Annotated in this window: 16 protein-coding genes and 1 pseudogene; 13 read left to right on the forward strand and 4 right to left on the reverse strand. The window is 70.6% G+C overall.

Annotated elements, in window-relative coordinates:
* Nucleotides 1-154 precede the first annotated feature (154 nt).
* Complete coding sequence (locus tag ACFPZJ_RS37470; protein WP_381031234.1) at nucleotides 155-436, reverse strand: hypothetical protein; 282 nt, start codon at nucleotides 434-436, stop codon at nucleotides 155-157.
* Between the two features lie 417 nt (nucleotides 437-853).
* On the opposite strand from ACFPZJ_RS37470, the gene ACFPZJ_RS37475 reads away from it, so the two are divergent.
* The 8 genes from ACFPZJ_RS37475 (at nucleotide 854) to ACFPZJ_RS37510 (ending at nucleotide 8,567) form a co-directional block, all read left to right on the forward strand.
* Entirely contained in the window at nucleotides 854-1,999 is a 1,146-nt protein-coding gene (locus ACFPZJ_RS37475) for a molybdopterin-dependent oxidoreductase (RefSeq protein ID WP_381031236.1), read from the forward strand.
* Nucleotides 1,996-2,400, forward strand: coding sequence for a hypothetical protein (locus ACFPZJ_RS37480; protein WP_381031238.1), 405 nt, complete (start codon nucleotides 1,996-1,998; stop codon nucleotides 2,398-2,400). Before ACFPZJ_RS37475 ends, ACFPZJ_RS37480 begins: the two co-directional genes overlap by 4 nt.
* Before the next feature lie 318 nt (nucleotides 2,401-2,718).
* Nucleotides 2,719-2,913, forward strand: coding sequence for a hypothetical protein (locus tag ACFPZJ_RS37485; protein WP_381031240.1), 195 nt, complete (start codon nucleotides 2,719-2,721; stop codon nucleotides 2,911-2,913).
* Nucleotides 2,914-2,966: 53 nt separating this feature from the next.
* Entirely contained in the window at nucleotides 2,967-4,019 is a 1,053-nt protein-coding gene (locus ACFPZJ_RS37490) for an NAD-dependent epimerase/dehydratase family protein (RefSeq protein ID WP_381031242.1), read from the forward strand.
* A gap of 763 nt (nucleotides 4,020-4,782) precedes the next feature.
* Nucleotides 4,783-5,499, forward strand: coding sequence for a glycosyltransferase family 2 protein (locus ACFPZJ_RS37495; RefSeq protein ID WP_381031331.1), 717 nt, complete (start codon nucleotides 4,783-4,785; stop codon nucleotides 5,497-5,499).
* Nucleotides 5,496-6,152 (forward strand): TIGR04282 family arsenosugar biosynthesis glycosyltransferase, encoded by a 657-nt coding sequence (locus tag ACFPZJ_RS37500; protein ID WP_381031244.1) that lies wholly within the window; start codon nucleotides 5,496-5,498, stop codon nucleotides 6,150-6,152. The genes ACFPZJ_RS37495 and ACFPZJ_RS37500 overlap by 4 nt, the downstream gene beginning before the upstream one ends.
* Nucleotides 6,149-7,060 carry a class I SAM-dependent methyltransferase gene (locus ACFPZJ_RS37505; protein ID WP_381031246.1) on the forward strand — a complete coding sequence of 304 codons (912 nt, stop codon included), beginning with the start codon at nucleotides 6,149-6,151 and terminating at the stop codon, nucleotides 7,058-7,060. Before ACFPZJ_RS37500 ends, ACFPZJ_RS37505 begins: the two co-directional genes overlap by 4 nt.
* Nucleotides 7,061-7,091: 31 nt before the next feature.
* Nucleotides 7,092-8,567 (forward strand): glycosyltransferase 87 family protein, encoded by a 1,476-nt coding sequence (locus ACFPZJ_RS37510; RefSeq protein WP_381031248.1) that lies wholly within the window; start codon nucleotides 7,092-7,094, stop codon nucleotides 8,565-8,567.
* Between the two features lie 699 nt (nucleotides 8,568-9,266).
* Here ACFPZJ_RS37510 and ACFPZJ_RS37515 read toward each other — a convergent pair.
* Together ACFPZJ_RS37515 and ACFPZJ_RS37520 are read right to left on the reverse strand one after the other, a co-directional pair.
* The gene (locus tag ACFPZJ_RS37515; protein WP_381031250.1) at nucleotides 9,267-9,731 is read right to left on the reverse strand and encodes an Asp23/Gls24 family envelope stress response protein; all 465 of its coding nucleotides are present in this window, start codon (nucleotides 9,729-9,731) and stop codon (nucleotides 9,267-9,269) included.
* 279 nt (nucleotides 9,732-10,010) lie between these two features.
* On the reverse strand, nucleotides 10,011-10,355 hold the full coding sequence (locus tag ACFPZJ_RS37520; protein ID WP_381031252.1) for a hypothetical protein: 345 nt from the start codon (nucleotides 10,353-10,355) through the stop codon (nucleotides 10,011-10,013).
* Nucleotides 10,356-11,539: 1,184 nt separating this feature from the next.
* On the opposite strand from ACFPZJ_RS37520, the gene ACFPZJ_RS37525 reads away from it, so the two are divergent.
* The 4 genes from ACFPZJ_RS37525 (at nucleotide 11,540) to ACFPZJ_RS37540 (ending at nucleotide 13,540) form a co-directional block, all read left to right on the forward strand.
* A complete protein-coding gene (locus ACFPZJ_RS37525) occupies nucleotides 11,540-11,938 on the forward strand; it encodes a hypothetical protein (RefSeq protein WP_381031253.1) in 399 nt (132 codons plus the stop codon).
* A 67-nt stretch (nucleotides 11,939-12,005) separates the two neighbouring features.
* Nucleotides 12,006-12,212, forward strand: coding sequence for a hypothetical protein (locus tag ACFPZJ_RS37530; protein WP_381031333.1), 207 nt, complete (start codon nucleotides 12,006-12,008; stop codon nucleotides 12,210-12,212).
* A gap of 365 nt (nucleotides 12,213-12,577) precedes the next feature.
* A complete protein-coding gene (locus ACFPZJ_RS37535; protein ID WP_381031255.1) occupies nucleotides 12,578-12,880 on the forward strand; it encodes a hypothetical protein in 303 nt (100 codons plus the stop codon).
* Between the two features lie 60 nt (nucleotides 12,881-12,940).
* Nucleotides 12,941-13,540 carry a hypothetical protein gene (locus ACFPZJ_RS37540; RefSeq protein ID WP_381031257.1) on the forward strand — a complete coding sequence of 200 codons (600 nt, stop codon included), beginning with the start codon at nucleotides 12,941-12,943 and terminating at the stop codon, nucleotides 13,538-13,540.
* A gap of 846 nt (nucleotides 13,541-14,386) precedes the next feature.
* Here ACFPZJ_RS37540 and ACFPZJ_RS37545 read toward each other — a convergent pair.
* A pseudogene (locus ACFPZJ_RS37545) lies at nucleotides 14,387-14,856 on the reverse strand (heavy metal translocating P-type ATPase); the annotation flags it as partial.
* Nucleotides 14,857-15,088: 232 nt separating this feature from the next.
* On the opposite strand from ACFPZJ_RS37545, the gene ACFPZJ_RS37550 reads away from it, so the two are divergent.
* Entirely contained in the window at nucleotides 15,089-17,086 is a 1,998-nt protein-coding gene (locus tag ACFPZJ_RS37550; protein WP_381031259.1) for a pre-toxin TG domain-containing protein, read from the forward strand.
* The last annotated feature ends 4 nt before the right edge of the window (nucleotides 17,087-17,090 follow it).

Here is a 17,090-nt window from a genome sequence, read left to right on the forward strand (position 1 = left end):
CGCCTTCCTGGCAGCCGCCAGACGGTGGACCACCGCTTGCTCGCCCTCGTCACGGCCCGGCCGTGCCCGTAACACCATCGTCCAGCACCCGCCCCCGAGCACCCGCAACCACCCCGCTACCAACAGCCATACCCACCGAAAGCGGAATCGAGCACTAGAGGGCCGCGAGCTCGTTGTCCACCTGTGGCGTGGCCGGGGCCGGGACGGAGGTCAGCCCGGCCCCGACGTCCGGGCAGCTGATGGTGGTGGCTCCGGCCGCCAGGGCTTGATTCGTCTGTTCTTGGGGAGCGCGTTTCGTCGAGTTCGCGTTTCCGCTCTCGTGGGCGGAGGCGTACACGTTGACCGCTATCAGCCCTCCTGCTCCCAGAGCCAGCCCTGCCGCTGCGGCGATGGCCCGATGCGTTGTCTTCGTTCGCTTGCGCGTGTTGCGTCGCATGGGGTTCCTCGTGGTCCCGAATCGAGTGGGGTTCGTCCGGCTTCGGGTCACACTGCGGTGTTGCGTGGGTGTCAGTGGGACGACGGCCGGCGGTGATCAGGGTTGCTGACGGGACGAGCGCGAGGGCGGGACCTGGGCCTGGTGTCATGTCTCCGTATGAACTGGGAATCGGGGCTTGTTGGCGTCTCCGGCTCAGGGGCACTGGGCATCACTCAGCACCCTTGCCACCGGTGCGTGCCTCTACAGACCCGGCTGACCGCCGCGCGAGCGATTTTCACCAACTGGCCGGACTGCCATCCTCCGCCCCATACGGCATCGCCGTGGTCTGGGGAACGTGGCCGCCGCAGGCCCCTGTCGACCGAATGTCCCTGTTCCGTAAGGGTTCGATTGTTCCTCCAGGGCCGAGCGCCGAGTGGGATGGAAGGCATGAAACTGCGTGTCTCCCGGCCGGTGTTCAGGGGCGGATTGCATGATGCCCGTACGGCTACCTCGATCGGGCGCTGGTTGGGGCCGGCGTTCGCCGTGTGCTTCGCCACCGGGTTGGTCAGTCACGTCATGCAGCATCCGCCGGGCTGGCTGGCCAACAGCATTCCGAGCCGCCCTGCCTGGGGGTATCGGCTCACCCAGGGACTTCATGTCGCCTCCGGCATCGCGGCGGTGCCGTTGCTGCTGGCGAAGCTGTGGACGGTGTATCCGCGGCTGTTCGTGTGGCCGCCTGCGCGGTCGGTCAAGCATGCCTTGGAACGGCTGTCGGTCGCGGTGCTGGTGGCAGGCGCCGTCTTCGAGTTGGCGACCGGGCTGCTGAACATCGCCCAGTGGTATCCGTGGCCGTTCTCGTTCGTGCCGGTGCATCATGCGGTGGCCTGGCTGGTCGTCGGGGCATTGGTGCTGCACGTCGCGGTCAAGGCACCGGTGATCAGGGCGCACTGGACCCGTCGGTCGCCTGGGACGCTGGCCCTGTCCGCGCAGGACGGCCCCGACCGGCGGTCGCTGCTGGCCGCGGTGGGTGCGGCGGTGGGGGCCGTCACCCTGACCACTGTGGGGCAGTCGTTCACCCCGCTGAAGAACTTCCTCCTGTTCGCGCCCCGTCACCCGGACCACGGCCCGCAGTCCCTGCCGGTCAACCGGACTGCCGCGGCGGCTGGAGTCGGCCGGATCCGCGTCGAGGACTACCGCCTGGTGGTGAGTGGCCCGCGGGGGTACACCCTGACGCTGGATGAGCTGCGGGCTCTGCCGCAGCACGAGGTGGAGCTGCCGATCGCGTGTGTGGAGGGCTGGAGCAAGTCGGCGCGCTGGACCGGCGTGCGCGTCATGGACCTGCTGGAGCGTGCGGGCGCGCCGACGCATGCGCGTGTGCGCGTGGTGTCGTTGCAGCTCAGGGGTGGATACCGGGTGTCGGAGATGGGGCGCCGCCACGCTCGGGACCCGTTGACGCTGCTCGCCCTGCGGTTGAACGGCGAGGAACTCGACCCCGATCACGGTTATCCGGCGCGGCTCATATCCCCCAATCGGCCGGGTGTTCTGCAGACCAAGTGGGTCGGTCGGCTGGAGGTGTTGGCATGAGGGCTCTACGCATGGCGGCGGGGGCGGCAGGTGTGGCGATCATGGGCGTGGGAGCGTTCCTGCTGATGGATGTCCGCGACGGGTTGATCGTGCTGGTGTGGCTGGGCGGGGCGGTCGTTGTGCACGACGCGGTGATCGCCCCGGTGGTGCTGCTGGCCGGGTTGCTGTTGGTGCGGGGCGGTGCGCGCGGGCCGGTCCGTGGGGCTCTGCTGGTCGTGGGCGCGCTGACGGCGGTGGCACTGCCCGTGCTCCTACGGCCGGGCAAGACGGCCAACGCATCGGTGCTGCCGCTGGACTATTGGCGCAACTGGCTGCTCGTACTGGTGGCGGCGCTCACGGTGACGGCGATCTGGTGGGCCGTGCGGGGTGTCGGACGCGGTCGCCGACGGCCTGACGCGTGACGTCCTCCGGTCGGCGGACGAGCCCGTCTTGCGGGTGTCTTACGCGCTTCGGAGGGGGCTCGGACCAGTCGGTGACTGCCTGGCGTGACTGGATGCGATCCTTCGGTACCTTGCGCCATGACGGCGTTGTGACTGCCGTTCCCCTGTGTACTGCTCCGGCCCGGACGCGGTGGCCGGCATCTCCGCGGGAACCTGGTGGACCACGGTGTCCGCGGGTGGTCGGGCGACTGTTCGTCACCAAAGACGAGTTGGGCCCGACCGGGGCGTAAGGGCTGGCCGTGGCCTCGCTCACCGCCTGTCTGGTGTTGTGGCGGCGGCATGGCTCACGCGTACTGCCGGGTTGCCGCCCTCCTGTCCGCTGCTCGCTGGGCGTTCGTCGACAGCCGTCTCCCCTGGCGGACCAGGGGCGTGTTCGCGATGCTCGGCCTCGCTGCGGTCTTCGCCTTGCTGACGGTGGTGGCGTCCCGCCTCGTCGAGGACGTCCAGAAGCAGGGGAAGCTTACGAACCCCTGACGTTCTCGGGTCGAGCGGCCCGCGACCGGATGTGCGGCCCTACGGTCGGCGGCATGTTGATCCTGGTCACTGGAGGCGCGGGCTTCGTCGGCTCGCACATCGTCACCGCCCTCATGGGCGCCGGGCATGGGGTTCGCGTCCTCGACGCGCTGCTGCCCGCGGCGCACCGCACGGCCCCGGCCGTCCCCGACGGGGTGGACTGGCGGCATGCCGACGTCCGCGACAGGGAGGCGGTGGCCGATGCCCTGCGGGGAGTTGACGCGGTCTGCCACCAGGCGGCCATGGTCGGTCTCGGTAAGGACGTCGCCGACGCCCCGGACTACGTGGGCTGCAACGACCTCGGCACCGCCGTGCTCCTGGCTGGTATGGCCGAAGCCGGCGTGCGCCGCCTCGTGCTGGCGAGTTCGATGGTGATCTACGGCGAGGGACGCTACGAGTGCTCACGGCACGGCGTCGTACGGCCCGGGCCGCGCCGGGTCGCGGACCTGGAGGCAGGGGGCTTCGAGCCGCCGTGCCCGCACTGTGGTGAGTCGTTGGCCGCCGGCTTGGTGGGGGAGGACTGCCCGGCTGATCCGCGCAACGTGTACGCCGCCACCAAGCTGGCCCAGGAGCACCTGGCGGCCGCGTGGGCTCGGGCGACGGGCGGGCGGGTCGCCGCGCTTCGCTACCACAACGTCTACGGGCCGGGGATGCCGCGGGACACTCCGTACGCGGGCGTTGCCTCCCTGTTCCGGTCCGCGCTCGCTCGCGGCGAGGCACCGCGCGTCTTCGAGGACGGCGGTCAGCGCCGGGACTTCGTCCACGTCCGCGACGTCGCCGGCGCCAACCTCGCGGCTCTGCGCGGCATGGACGGCCTCCCAGAGGGCGGCTTGCGCGCGTACAACGTCGGCAGCGGAGAGCCGCACACGGTGGGGGAGATGGCCGCCGCGCTGGCCGAGGCGTACGGCGGGCCGACGTCTGTCGTCACGGGCGAGTACCGGCTCGGCGACGTCCGCCACATCACCGCCTCCTCGCAGCGGCTGCGCGACGAACTGGGCTGGAGACCGCAGGTCGCCTTCGCGGAAGGTATGACCGCGTTCGCCGCTGCGCCCCTGCGGGTCGGGTGAGCTCATCCGGCTTCTCGCGTGACAGCGGCAGGACCGGCCCGGCTCCTCCTGCCGGGCCGGTCCTGCTCCCGTCGCGTACGTCGTGCTCGGACGGCTGCGGGCGGGTGCCGGCGAGTGCGCCTCGAACCGGCAGCCGCCAGGTATGTCACGCACCGCCGCGCGTCCCTGGTGGGCCTCCACGATGCCGCGCACGATGGCCAGCCGAGCCGGCACCGGCCGGAGAGATACGGGCGTCCCTGCCGCGCCAGCCGGTGCCCGAAGACGCGCGGCACGCCTCCCGTCGGTCACCGACAGCACGGCCCGGTCGGCCTCACGGTGAACCGAGACGGCACCGTGCCGCCGACGGGTGTGCGTCCCGTCGCCCTGATCAGCGGGTCGGCGAAGGTCGGCGAGGACACGGGACATCTCGCGGCCGTCGATCCCACCGGCACGGGGGCGACTCCGTCGTCCCATGAGAAGTCCAGCAAGGCGAACTCCCGAACATCGAGAGCCAGTTCAGTGCCATAGCGGGGGTGCCCCGGGCGGTGGTGCCCGAAGCGAGCGGACCCGGCCGCAGCCACAGCTGAGTCGTTGCGACCGCGCGGCCGTTTCCGCACTGTCCCGGCGGAACACGGACTCCACCCCCGCAACACCCGTACGCGTTTCGCCCGACCGGGTCTTACATCAGGTATTCGCCGCGGACGAAAGCTGCTGGTGACGTCAGCGATCCGTAAGGACACGGAATCCCTTACGTCCTTTTTGCGTCCGTAGGGTGAGTGAGGTGATCGAGACATCCCCCTCTTCCGTGGACGTCGTACTGCCCTGCCTCGATGAAGCCGAGGCCCTGCCGTGGGTGCTGGAACGGATCCCGCCTGGGTGGCGGGCGATCGTCGTGGACAACGGTTCCACCGACGGTTCACCGGACATCGCCCGCGAGATGGGCGCGCACGTGGTCCACCAGCCGCGGCGCGGCTTCGGCGCAGCCTGCCATGCGGGCCTGGCCGCCGCCACGGCCGACGTGGTCTGCTTCTGCGACTGCGACGCCTCCCTCGATCCAGGACTGCTGCCCACCGTCGCCGGCCCCGTCCTCGCCGGAACCGCGGATCTGGTCCTGGGCCGCCGCCGGCCCACCGCCCGCAATGCTTGGCCCGTACACGCCCGGCTGGCCAACCTGGAGCTCGCCCGTCTCGTCCGCCGCCGCACCGGCGTGCGTCTGTACGACCTGGGCCCGATGCGCGCCGCCCGCCGCGAAGCGCTGCTGGCCCTGGACCTGACCGACCGCCGCTCCGGTTACCCGCTGCAGATGGTGGTCCGCGCCGCCGACGCCGGCTGGCGGGTGACAGAAACCGACGTCCCCTACCACCCGCGTACGGGCCACTCCAAAGTCACCGGCACCTGGCGCGGCACCTGGCAGGCCGTGCGCGACATGCGAGCCGTCCTCGCCGAGCGACCGGCAACCGCTGCCGTCGTCGGCGCCGGCGTCGACGGAGGCGCCCGATGAACGCCCCTCCGTCTACCGCGACTTCGGCCACCCTCCTGGTCATCGCCAAGGAGCCCGTGCCCGGGCGGGTCAAGACCCGCCTCACCCCGCCCTACACCCCGCAGGAGGCGGCCGCCCTGGCCGAGGCCGCTCTGACCGACACGCTTCACACGATGCTCCGGGTTCCCGCCGGCCGCCGGGTGCTCGTCCTCGACGGAACCCCGGGTCCCTGGCTGCCGCCCGGCTTCGAGGTCGTGCCCCAGGTATCCGGTGACCTCGACGAGCGGATCGCCGCCGCCTTCGCGCTCTGCGACAGTGGCCCGGCACTGCTGGTCGGCATGGACACTCCGCAACTCACCCCGGATCTGCTGGCCGGTGTCGGCCGCGACGGACACGACGCCTGGTTCGGCCCGGCCGCCGACGGCGGATTCTGGGGCCTGGGCTTCGCCGACCCGACCAGCGCCGGGGCGTACGTGCGGGGCGTCCCGATGTCCACCGACCACACCGGAACCGTTCAGCGGCGCAGGCTTGCGGAGGCGGGGCTGACGATCGGTGACCTGCCGCTGCTGCGGGACGTGGACAGCGCGGCTGACGCGGCCGCGGTGGTCGCCTGCTGCCCGCCCGGCTCCCGCTTCGCCACCACCGTGGCCTCCCTCGCGGAGACCGCCCGATGAGCGGCACGGCGCCCAGGGTCGTCACGTCCGCGTTGATCCGGCCGTCCGGCTGCGACGTGCACGGGGCGCGCACAGCCTTCGCCGGGCGAACCGCGCCGGTCGAGCGCGCCGGGCCGGAAGACGACGCCCCGCACGGCACGCTGCCTTCCCAGCTCCGAGCACCCGTACGCCGCCCCGCTCGCCTCACCCCCGTCGAGCCGGGGGAGCCCTGGACGGACGACCCCTACGGCCGTGCCCTGCGCACCGGACGCGGTCCGCTGTACCTGCGCCGTATGACACCGCTTACCGACGGGGCGGCCGAACTGCTGCCGCTGAACGTCGAACGTTTCTGCGCCGCGCCCGACGCCGCAGACACCGGCGTACTGCGCCGCTGCACCGGACCCGTCCTGGACGTCGGCTGCGGCCCTGGCCGCCTGGTGGCCACCCTGGCCGCCTGGGGCATGTCGGCGCTCGGAGTGGACGTCAGCCCGGCGGCCGTCGCCCGGACCCGCCGCCAAGGCGGAGCCGCCCTGCGGCGGTCCGTCTTCGACCGTCTGCCCAGAGAGGGCCGCTGGAGCACGGTCCTGCTGATGGACGGCAACGTCGGTATCGGGGGCGATCCGGTGGCGCTGCTCGCCCGCCTGCGTGACCTGCTCCGCCCCGGCGGGTGTCTGCTGGCCGAGGCGGCCCCGCAGGACGTGGACGAACACCTCACCGTCCGCGTCGAGGACGCCCACGGCCGCCACGGACGCCCCTTTCCCTGGGCCCGCGTCGGCACCACCGCCCTGCTGCGCGCCGCAGACGCCACCGGATGGATACTCACCGGCCGGTGGACGACCGACGACCGCCCCTTCCTGGAACTCCGTCGTCCCCGGGACGAGGGCGGGCCGCGGCCGGAACCCCGAGCCCCGCGGGGTTCGACGCCATGAGTCCCGTGCGCGACGGAGGGCCGGACCGCCCATGACCGACACCGCCACCCGGCACCAGCAGGACCCCGGACACTCCGCCGTACCTCCCTCTCCGCGTCCCGGCGCACTGAGTGCTCGCCTGGGCATCGCCGTGACCGCGGTCCTTCTCACAGCCCTGACGGCCGTTGTCGTCGGCACCCTGCGGGCAGGCGACAACCTCAGCGCCCCCGGCCGACTGCTGGCCGGCTATGCCGTCGCCTGGGCCCTGTTCGCCGCCGCATTGTGGACCGTCCGCAAGGTTCCGGCCCGCGCCGCGACGGTCCTCGTCCTCATCGGTTCGGCCGCGGTCGCCGTGGCCGGGCTGACCGCGCAGCCGCGCACCAGCAACGACATGTACCGCTACGCGTGGGACGGCCGCGTCCAGGCCGCCGGGATCTCCCCCTACGCCCACCCGCCCGCCGCACCCGAACTCGCCCCTCTGCGCGACCCCTGGCTCTTCCCCACACGACAAGCCTGCGAAGGGTGGGGGCTCACCCATACCGGCAGCGGCCTCTGCGTCCGCATCAACCGGCCCACCGTCCCCACCATCTACCCTCCGGTCGCCGAGGGCTGGTACCTCGCCGTCCACACCCTGTCGCCACCGGACAGCCGCCACAAGCCGCTCCAGGCCGGCGGTGCCGTCCTGGCCTTCGGCACGACCCTCGCCCTGCTGCGCGTCCTGCGCCGCCGCGGTGACCCGCAGCGGGCCGCGGCCCGGGCCGCGCTGTGGGCGTGGTGTCCGGCGGTCTCCCTGGAAGCGGTCAACAACGCCCACATCGACACCCTCGGCGTCCTCTTCGTCGTACTCGCGCTCGGCACCGCCTCCGCAGGGGCCCGCCGTGGCGCCCTGCTCGGCGCCGCGATCGCCGTCAAGCTCCTGCCCGTGCTCGCGCTGCCCGGCGCACTGTCCGGGCAGCGCGGTCCGGCCCGCTTCCTGCGTGTCGTCACGGCCGCCGTCGCCGCTGTCGCGCTCGCCTACCTGCCCTACGTCGCGGCCTCAGGCACGCGTGTCCTGGGCTACCTGCCCGGCTATCTCCACGAGGAGGGCTACGAACCCGGCCACGTCCGCCGCTTCGCCCTGCTCAGGCTCCTGCTGCCGGACGCAGCCGCGGGCGTGACCGCGGTCGCGCTCCTGGCGTTGATCGGCCTGTCCGTGTGGTGGCGCGGGGACCCGGCCCGCCCGTGGCGCGGCGCCCTGCTGCTGACCGGCACCGCCCTGCTGCTCTTCTCCCCGAGCTACCCCTGGTACTCCCTGCTCGTGGTCGCCCTCGTGGCCATGGACGGCCGCTGGGAATGGCTCACCGTCACCCTCGCCGGCACCGCCCTCTACCTCGGCGGCCGCCTCCTGCCCGGCTTCCCCCTCCAGGCTTGGGCCTACGGCACTGCGGCGATCGTGATCACTGCCGGCGCATGTCTGCGCTCCGGCGGAGTACGCCGAATCCTTCAGTGCCACGGCGTCAACCGGTCGTCCGGCGACCCCCGGATCTGACGCTGGAGCACCCTTGTCCTCCCGGACTGCGGAAGCCGGTCAGAACTGTCGCCCCTCGGACAGGGCTACGAGGCCGCGCGGGCGTGGACCACCTTCGTGTGGTCGGTCTGGGTCAGCAACGGGTCGAAGGTCGCCCCCGCGCCGGTCAGGTTCAGCGGGTCCGGCCGTGGCCGGAAGCGGTGATCCCGATGCTCTCGGCGTCGACCTCGCGCCGGGCCGGCACGATGCAGTTGCCACACAGACTCACTGCGGCCGCTCTGCTCGTCGCGGCAGCCGGGGTGCTCAGCGCCCTCGCGGCCTATGCGGTCTCCGGCAGATCAGCCAGGCACTGCCCGTTCTGCTCGACTTCCTCACCGGAGCCGGGCTGATCCGCCTGGCAGCGGACATCTCCTGGAGCGACATCCTGGTGGCCGCCGTGGTCATCGCCGTGCGAAAGATCGCCGCCATCGGGGTTACCCTCGGCCCTCGCGGCTGCCGCCGTGATCCGCACCACCTGCCCTCAGCGCTCCAGCAGCGGTTCGGGTCCTGAGGTGGGTTCGGTTACATACCGCTTCAACTTCTCCGCTTGGCGTGACCGGGGCGGCTACGAGGCTGCGGGCGTCCTCGACGTCCACATGGGTACTTTGCGGGCGCAGAACCGCGCGTTGTGACCAGGGCACGCTTCCCAGCTGGGACACCCATCGGCCCGGTGCGGTGGGTTCAGGTGACCCGCGTCTCTTCCTGCTCCGGCTCCTCTTCGTCCGGGAGGTGGACATCGTGCACGGCGATATTCACCTCCACGACCTCCAGGCCGGTCATGCGTTCGACAGCGTTGATGACATTGGTGCGCACGTCCCTGGCTGTGTCCGTGATGGAAACGCCGTACTCGACGACCACATCAAGGTCGACAGCTGCCTGACGCTCACCGACCTCCACACTCACTCCCCGAGTGACGCCACTTCCCCCGCCGGGCACCCGCTCGCGCACTGCCCCCAGCGCCCGGGCCATCCCGCCCCCCAGGTTGTGGATCTCGGGAATCTCGCGGGCAGCCATGCCCGCGATCTTCGCTACGACACTGTCTGCGATCGTGGTGTTCCCGCGCTTTCCCGCGGGGATGTCGCTGCCTCTGCGGCCCCGCAGGGTCTCCCTCGTCGTGGTGTCATTACGGTGTGTGGTCTCGGTCATGGCGATCACCTTGCGCCATTGGCGGAGCTGAGTGAATGCTCTTCCCTTTCAACCCTAGCTCTAGGTGACATATGAGGATGAACCGGATGAAGGAGATGGCGTGGGCGTGAACCGCGGGCGGCCTGGACTACTGCCAGTCCGCTTGTTCGTTGTCAGCAGTTCCACTCCTCCGATTGCGGTGTGACCGGTCCGCTCGGTCACAGCCGCCCTGCCGCGACGGGTGTCAAGGCGTGCCGTATCGCCTCGCACCACGTTCCACGCCGCATGAGAGTGCGTTGACTACCGACGGGGGATGGCGAGTTCCCGGCCGCGGTAGAAACCTTCCTGTTCCTCGACCACGTAGGGGGCCATGTTCGCGCGCCGCTGGGCTTCTGGCTCGGAGGCCCGCCAAGAGTCGCATGCCTCTTCGGAGTCCCAGAAGGACACTCCGGTGATCTCCTGGCCGTCCTCGGACCAGTACGCGAAGGCGCGGCGTAGACCCCGGGGGGAGGGGTTCGGGCGCCATGCCGTCTCGAACTCCGCCAAGGTGCCTGGCCGAATGCGGCGTGTCGTCACCCACACGAAATCCACCTCCATCGCGGCCTCCTTCTTCATGCGGTTCAGTTGCCGGCCCTCTTCGGCCACGGTAGGTCCCCCTCCGTGATTCCGCCCGCGAGGCGATCGCGGAGATACCTGTCGCAGGGGAGGATCCCGCCCACGTCAGGGGACGCAGCGACGCAATCGCCTGGTAGGCAGCGCTGCTGTCCGGTGGCGTGCGGCAGCCCGCCGAGCGGGTGAATGCTGGGCCGCGGCGAGGCGTGGCAGGCGTACGAGCACTCAGGATCGGGGAACGAGGGCGGGCGGTCCTCGGGTCCTGTCCCTCGCGGGCCCCTGGGCGGTCTTCCGGCACCGCCGTCCGGACCGCGTAGGCGTGTCGGAGCGGTGCCCGTCGGGCGACTCTTTGCCACGCCCTCGCCTGGTTACCGGAGTGCTGTGGCTACTCGGGACCATCCGCGGAGCCCTGGTAGGTGCGGGCAGACGAGGGAGGCCGGGGGCGAGTCGGCGGACGGCGCGGCGTCTTCGGAGGCCGGGGAGCAGACACCGCCCGCGACTGCACTGGCGTACTGGGAGGGCAGGGCGCCGGTTGGGGTCTGAACGCGGGATCGCCGGCCGCGTGGCCAAACCCCGGCTGGAGACGAATCCCGGCAGGGCAGAGCCCCTCAAGTGGCTGTCGTTGCGGTCGCCGCGCACCGGCAGGGTGCTTTCCTCGACCGTGCGGTCCTCGCGCTCGGCCGGGCGGATCCTGGGCGGCCGGGCAGCGTGGCTGTCGGTGGTGACGCTGATCGTCATCGTGGCCGCCAGTGGTCGTTGTCGCCGCCCTGGCGGGTACCTTCGGTGCCTATTTCATCGACAGACGTGCCCAGCCCGAAAGGCGCAGCGGCGCAGCGGCGCCGGTGCCGGGGACCCGCCGCCCGACATCGGCTGACGAGCGGCCGGCCCCAAGGCGGCGGCCAGCCGGGAGTGCGGCGCGGGTCGCCCAGGGGTAGTCGGCGCGGATGCGCCCATCGCGGCCGTGGACGATGACCTGCGCGAATTCCTGTGCCCACGGCCGTCCGGCGCCGGGACACAAGCACGCTTCTGATCAGCGCGCCGCCCCGTGCAAGGCTTCCCGCAGCCGGACGGTGACGGCGCTTGACGCGTGTGGCTACGGGTACTCATCCCGCGCCGGAATGGCAGTGGGTGCGTCCGCATTCCGTCCCCACAGCAGTCCCACAAGCAGCGCCCCGTGGTTCGGGCTCCGTCACTCACTGGATACCGAGGTGGCCGACATGGCTTCCAGGATGGACGACGAACACGCGTTCGCTCGCCTCGAGCAGCGTCTGGCCAGCGAGGATCCGGCGTTGGCACAGCGCATGCAGATCCTGAACGGGCAGTTCACCGACGGGGCGGGCGGCGGCCCGTTCCGGGGACACGGCGAGCCAGATCCGATTGCGACCACCAGCCACGCCGATGAGGAGGCGGCCGTCTATCACGTCCCGGTCGGCTGGACCGAGCGCTCACGGACCTGGAAGGTGACCGTGGCACTCGCGGTCCTGGCCGCCATCGGGCTGTTGCTCACGGCGATTCTCTCAGCTCCCGGCGGCGAACGGCGAGCGCCCCAGCCGTACGGGATGGTTCCTGCCGCGTCGCAGCACGCGGAGGACCGATTTCAACCGGTCCTGGGCTGAGCCAGCTCACGGGAGATGACATGGCCGATCGCAAGCCCGTCATCGTAGGCGTCGACGACGCGGGCGCCTGCCCCTCGGCTCGGTAAGCCTTCGGGTAGCGACTCACGCCCGGTGCCCGGTGCTGGTGATGCGCCCGGGAGACCTGGACCGGTGCATGGCGGCCGCGTCGTCGTCGGGGGCCGATCTCGCGCACTACTCACCGAAGGCCGTGGTTCGCCTTCGCGCAAGCCGACCGACGCGCCGCCGACCTTCATGGGAGGCTGAGGACGGATGACCGGCAGCCGGGTGAGGCCGAACCGCGCACGGCCTCGCTTGCGGGGGCTGCTCGCCTGGTCCAAAGAGGGACGCCCGGTGGCGGTCAGCGGACATGTAGTTCCGGCGGCGCGCTCGCTGCCGGGAGCGCTCGCGTTCGCGGTGTTCTGCCAGGCCGGGACGGAAACCCTGAACATCCGGCGATGGGCAGGTGCAGCGTGTCGCGGTCGAAGGTGTTGTCGTTCGTGGATCGGTTCGGTCATCCTCGAAAAGCGGCTGGTGTTTCGCCGCAGTACCCGATCATGATGCCCGTTACGATCACCAGGCAAGCAAGGCGCCTCGCGGCATGGCAGCGAGGCCTTCCTGTCGTAGGAACGAGGTGTCGTCGTGGCCGTTCGGGACAAGACCGCACGCATTGGCCGCAATCGGTTGGAGCAGCTGCACCTGGCGGTGGCGAAGCAGGCCACCGTGGAGATCCTCGAACCCCGCGACACCCTTACACTCAGCCGACGCCTCAACGGCATCAATCTCGACCTCGTCACCGAGGACCGCAACTTCACCGCCCTCAAGACCGGTCAGACGATCCCGTGGGGAACCATTCGTGCCTCAGGACCTTCAGGCACACAAATCCGCTACCGCGTGCGCACCGGACGCGACGTCATCGGAATCCCCGAATTCTCCGAGGGATAGCCACGCTCCCTCTGTCGGACACGAGCTCGGGCGGACCGCGCCGCACGCACCACGGCACAGGTGCTCGGCCGGGACGAGGAGTCGCTGCGGGTCCGTACCGACGACGGCCGGCGTCTCACCGTCGACGCGGCCTCGGAGTACTACGGCGTCGGCGGTACGGTGACCGTGCTGGAGGACGGGGCGTGGCGGCGCCTGGCGGCCGAGCCGTACGACCCCTTCGGCTGGCAGCTACTGGCCCTGGCCGCCGGCCTGCCCGGCCTGTCCATGCTCACGATGGGCGTCCTGGCCCGCCGCCGTGCCGCAGCGCTGCGCCGAGGACTCGTTTCCGTGCTGCGCGTGTGGCTCACAGGAGCCTTCACGGTGCGGCACGTCCCCTGGGAGCAGCTGCGCACGGCCCGCTACACCAAAGAGGGCAGCGCGCAGATACTCCAGTCCGACGGCACGATCTGGCGTGTGCCGGGCCTGGGCATGCCATGGTTGGAACGACGGATCAGACACCGTCCGTCCTACGCGCGCATGGTCGAGGAAGTCGCCGCTCTGCACACCCACCCGGCAACGCGCCCCACCCAGTCCAGCACCCCTCGTGACCACGGCCTGCCCATGGGTCCAGTGGCCATCCTGCTCATGGTCCTCGTCGCCGCGGTCGCGTTCATGCGGTGAGCGGCCGAAACCAGACGAGCCCACCAGGACGGGTCCTGCCCTCCAGGATGCGCGGCTTTGAAGCGGATCGGTTCGTGGACGCTGTCAGAGCCCAGCCATTTCTGCGCGGTTACAGGCGGGCCGCACTCGGGTCGGCGGGTATCGCTGTTGTGCGCGTGAACAGGGCTGGCCGGCAGGCGTGTCGGACCTTAGGGGTAGCCAGTCGAGGCCGGCGCCGAGCAGACCCTTCGGCTTCTCCCGAGAGGGCGTACGACAACGACCCCAGGGCCTCCCGGCATGCTCGGTTCGCCGACCCGAGCTACCGAGAGGCCCCGCCTGCATGCGCGCACACCGGGAAGATTGCCCTGGGGCACCTCTCCTCCGTCGGCTGATGCGGAGACCTGCAGTCCCGGGCTCAGCCACGACGATCACGGTTGATGCTTCCAAGGCTGGTGAAACTGGTGTTGAGCGGCAACGGCCTGAGGCTGTCCCGGACAGGACAGGGCACAGGGGTCCGGCCTGGTCAGAGTCCTGTCCGAGATGTGTTCGGGACGAGCCGCCGCAGTAATTTCGGGCCCGGTGGCTGCTGCCCTCGCCCTGCCGGTGACAGTAGCCCTGGCGTCGGGCGCAGCACCCGAGCTCCTCGATCGCGCAGTCCAGCAGTACGGCCGCCACGTACGGTATGTCGGAGGCAGCACGCGAGCCGCAGGTTGTCGAGCGGCTCCCCGGGGGCCGCTCGACCGTCGAGGAGGTGGACGCCGCCCCGGCGTCGACCGTGGCGGCCACGCTCGCCACCGGGCGGGAACGCGACGTCGAGTACGCGGCCCAGGCGGGTCCCGGCGTACAGTCGCGGCCGCCCCTCGCGAGGGGGCGGCCTGCGGTCAGGGTGCCGGTCTTGTCGAGGAGCGGGGTCCTGGCCCGGCCGAGGCTCTCCGGCGCCCCACCGTCACCGATTACCACCTCTAGGCGCGAGGCCTGCGACAGCTCGGAGACCACGGCCACCGGTGCCGTCGGCAACAAGGGGCCCGGCGTGGCGACCACCAGGACCGCCGCCTGCACCGCGGAACCGCTGACCAGCCAGGCCAGCCCCGTGGCCGCCAGGGACAGTGGCAGCAACCAGGCCGCGTACCGGTCGGCCGGACAACGGGCGCCGACTCCGCTCCGGCCTGCCGGGCCAGCCGTACGATCTCGGCGTGCGTGCTGTCCTGGTCGGTCGCCGTGGCACGCAGTTCGAAGGCGCCGCCCGCGTGGACCACGTGCGCTGGAGCGGACTGCCGCCGACGGTGGCCGTGTTGTGCAGCTGCCTGGAGGCGCCCCTTCAGCACCGTTTGTGCAAGGCCGGGGAGCGGCGGCCGACTCGGGATGGCCCGGCGCACCTTCCTCCACCCGGTAAGCTACTCATCGGTAATCGGGGGGTTGCCGGTTCCTGCGGGCGTCCCCCGGGGGAACTCAGGGCCTGGCCGCAGCGGACCGACCATCCGTGAGCGCCGCGCCCTCCGGCACGGGACGTGTATGTACCACCGTTTCAGACTGAAAGCAGTCACTCTCCTCACCCTCCTCGGCGTCTTCATGACGCTTGGCATGGGCGAGGACAGCGCGCTCGCCGCGCAGAGCGTCAAGCTCGTCAGCGCCGAGAGGCAGCTCAGCGAGGCCGAGGCCAAGCTTGAAAGCGACCGGCTCGCCGCCATCATCAAGGGCACCGCGGCCGTCTCCGGCTGCGACAAACTGCCGCTGCTGGAGAAACCCGCCTGCTACAGGGAGTTCGCGAGTAAGGCCCTGAAGGTCAGCGCGGGCATCGGCTTGTTCGCGTACGGCATCCACTACCTCCACAAGGACACCGTCGAGCACTTCGGCACGGTGAAAAAGGAGGTCGCCGGGCTGCAGAAGCTCAAGGACGCCTTCAAGGAGGACCCGAGCACGATCGCGGACCCCGAGTACCGCAAGAAGGTCGAGAACCAGATCCGTGCGACCGCCGCAGGCGCCCAGACCGACCTTGACAAGCTGATCAAGGACGTCCTGGAGACGATCGAGACCATCCTCGTCATGATCGAGGTGACGCTGCTGCTGATCCGCCTGGTGATCGGGCTCGCCCAGATCGTCGGCGACCCGGACTTCCAGAAGGCGGTCAACAGCATCAAGGGCAGCCTCGACGGCATCAACAAGGCACTCGACGACATCAATGCCGGCTTCGCCGAGATGAACCGTGGGCTGAACACCATGAACGACGCGGTGGACGACATCAACCGCTCGCTCGACAGCATGAACAAGTCCATCGCCAAGGCCAACAAGGGGATGGACCAGCTCAACGAGGGCATCGGTGAGGCCAACAAGGCCGTTGACGACATGAACAAGGCCGTTCCCGGTATCAAGAAGGCCGCCGAGAAGCTCCGCGAAGTGCCGGCATTCGAGTTCGACTTCTCCCACGTCGGCAAGAGCTGGAGCGACGGTTCCTCCGGCCTGGACAGCGAGGAACAGCAGCGCCGGATGTCGATCCTCCTCGGCCTGCTGCCGGGCATCGGCGACGCCAAGGGCATCGTCGAGGCGGTCACCGGCAAGGACCTGACGACCGGTGAGCACGTGGACGGCTTCGACCGCGGCCTGGGCTCCCTGGCCGTGCTCCGCTGGCTCAAGCTCGGCGGCAAGCTCCTCCCGGACGACATCCGGAACGCGCGCAAGGGCGACGCGATCTTCGAGTGCAACAGCTTCCCGGCCGGTACGCGGGTGCTGATGGCGAACGGCTCCCACAAACCGATCGAGGAGGTACGTGCCGGAGATCTGGTGCTGGCAACGGATCCTGGTGGCGATGGCGAGCTCAGCCTGCCCCGGCCCGTCCAGTCAGTACCGTTCACGTCCGCGTACACGGACAAGGTATTCGTCCGTCTGTCCGTGGTGGGCGGGGACGCAGACCGCCGGCAGGAGGACTCCATCACCTCCACCGAGAACCACCGGTACTGGCTGCCCGAGCGCCAGGCCTGGGTCCCGGCCGGCGAGCTGCGCACGGGCGACCGCCTGCGAACCGCAGAGGGCGGGCTGATGACGGTGACCGCCACCAGCCGTTCCGCCGACCGGCGGGACACATACGACCTCGACGTCAGCGGCATCGACAGCTACTACGTCCGCGTCGGGACCGAGGACGTCCTCGTCCACAACTGCACCGATCTGGCGCGCGCCGAACGGATGTTCCCGGGTGTCGCGCACACGCTGGACGAGCACGTCAACGTGAACCGGCAGCAGATGAAGGACCTGGCCATCAAGAAGACCCGGAAGATGGGCCGACCCACGCCGAACTCCCGTTGGTCGAGCGCCGACCTCGCCCAGAAGGCGGTCAACCAACTCGTCGAGCAGAACAAGGCCCGCATCCAGAAGTTCGTCCAGGATGCCGGCAAGCCCGGAAAACCACAGCAGCTCACGCTCACCGGCACGTACGGGACCGGGTCGCTGGGTGACAGCATGGACCACCTCGGCACCTACAGTGCGACGACGAGCAACCGCTTCACCGTGACCCTGGCCGTCAAGAAGGGCCACAAGCCCGGCGGCTTCTACGTCCTGACCGCCTACCCGCTCTAAGGAG

It is taken from the genome of Streptomyces bullii, assembly GCF_042657145.1.
Taxonomy (GTDB): domain Bacteria; phylum Actinomycetota; class Actinomycetes; order Streptomycetales; family Streptomycetaceae; genus Streptomyces; species Streptomyces bullii.

Excerpts from the sequence above, each read along its gene's own strand:
- ACFPZJ_RS37470 (WP_381031234.1), bottom strand. The coding sequence starts at position 436 with ATGCGACGCAACACGCGCAAGCGAACGAAGACAACGCATCGGGCCATC.
- ACFPZJ_RS37475 (WP_381031236.1), top strand. The coding sequence starts at position 854 with ATGGAAGGCATGAAACTGCGTGTCTCCCGGCCGGTGTTCAGGGGCGGA.
- ACFPZJ_RS37480 (WP_381031238.1), top strand. The coding sequence starts at position 1,996 with ATGAGGGCTCTACGCATGGCGGCGGGGGCGGCAGGTGTGGCGATCATG.
- ACFPZJ_RS37485 (WP_381031240.1), top strand. The coding sequence starts at position 2,719 with ATGGCTCACGCGTACTGCCGGGTTGCCGCCCTCCTGTCCGCTGCTCGC.
- ACFPZJ_RS37490 (WP_381031242.1), top strand. The coding sequence starts at position 2,967 with ATGTTGATCCTGGTCACTGGAGGCGCGGGCTTCGTCGGCTCGCACATC.
- ACFPZJ_RS37500 (WP_381031244.1), top strand. The coding sequence starts at position 5,496 with ATGAACGCCCCTCCGTCTACCGCGACTTCGGCCACCCTCCTGGTCATC.
- ACFPZJ_RS37505 (WP_381031246.1), top strand. The coding sequence starts at position 6,149 with ATGAGCGGCACGGCGCCCAGGGTCGTCACGTCCGCGTTGATCCGGCCG.
- ACFPZJ_RS37510 (WP_381031248.1), top strand. The coding sequence starts at position 7,092 with ATGACCGACACCGCCACCCGGCACCAGCAGGACCCCGGACACTCCGCC.
- ACFPZJ_RS37515 (WP_381031250.1), bottom strand. The coding sequence starts at position 9,731 with ATGACCGAGACCACACACCGTAATGACACCACGACGAGGGAGACCCTG.
- ACFPZJ_RS37525 (WP_381031253.1), top strand. The coding sequence starts at position 11,540 with ATGGCTTCCAGGATGGACGACGAACACGCGTTCGCTCGCCTCGAGCAG.
- ACFPZJ_RS37550 (WP_381031259.1), top strand. The coding sequence starts at position 15,089 with ATGACGCTTGGCATGGGCGAGGACAGCGCGCTCGCCGCGCAGAGCGTC.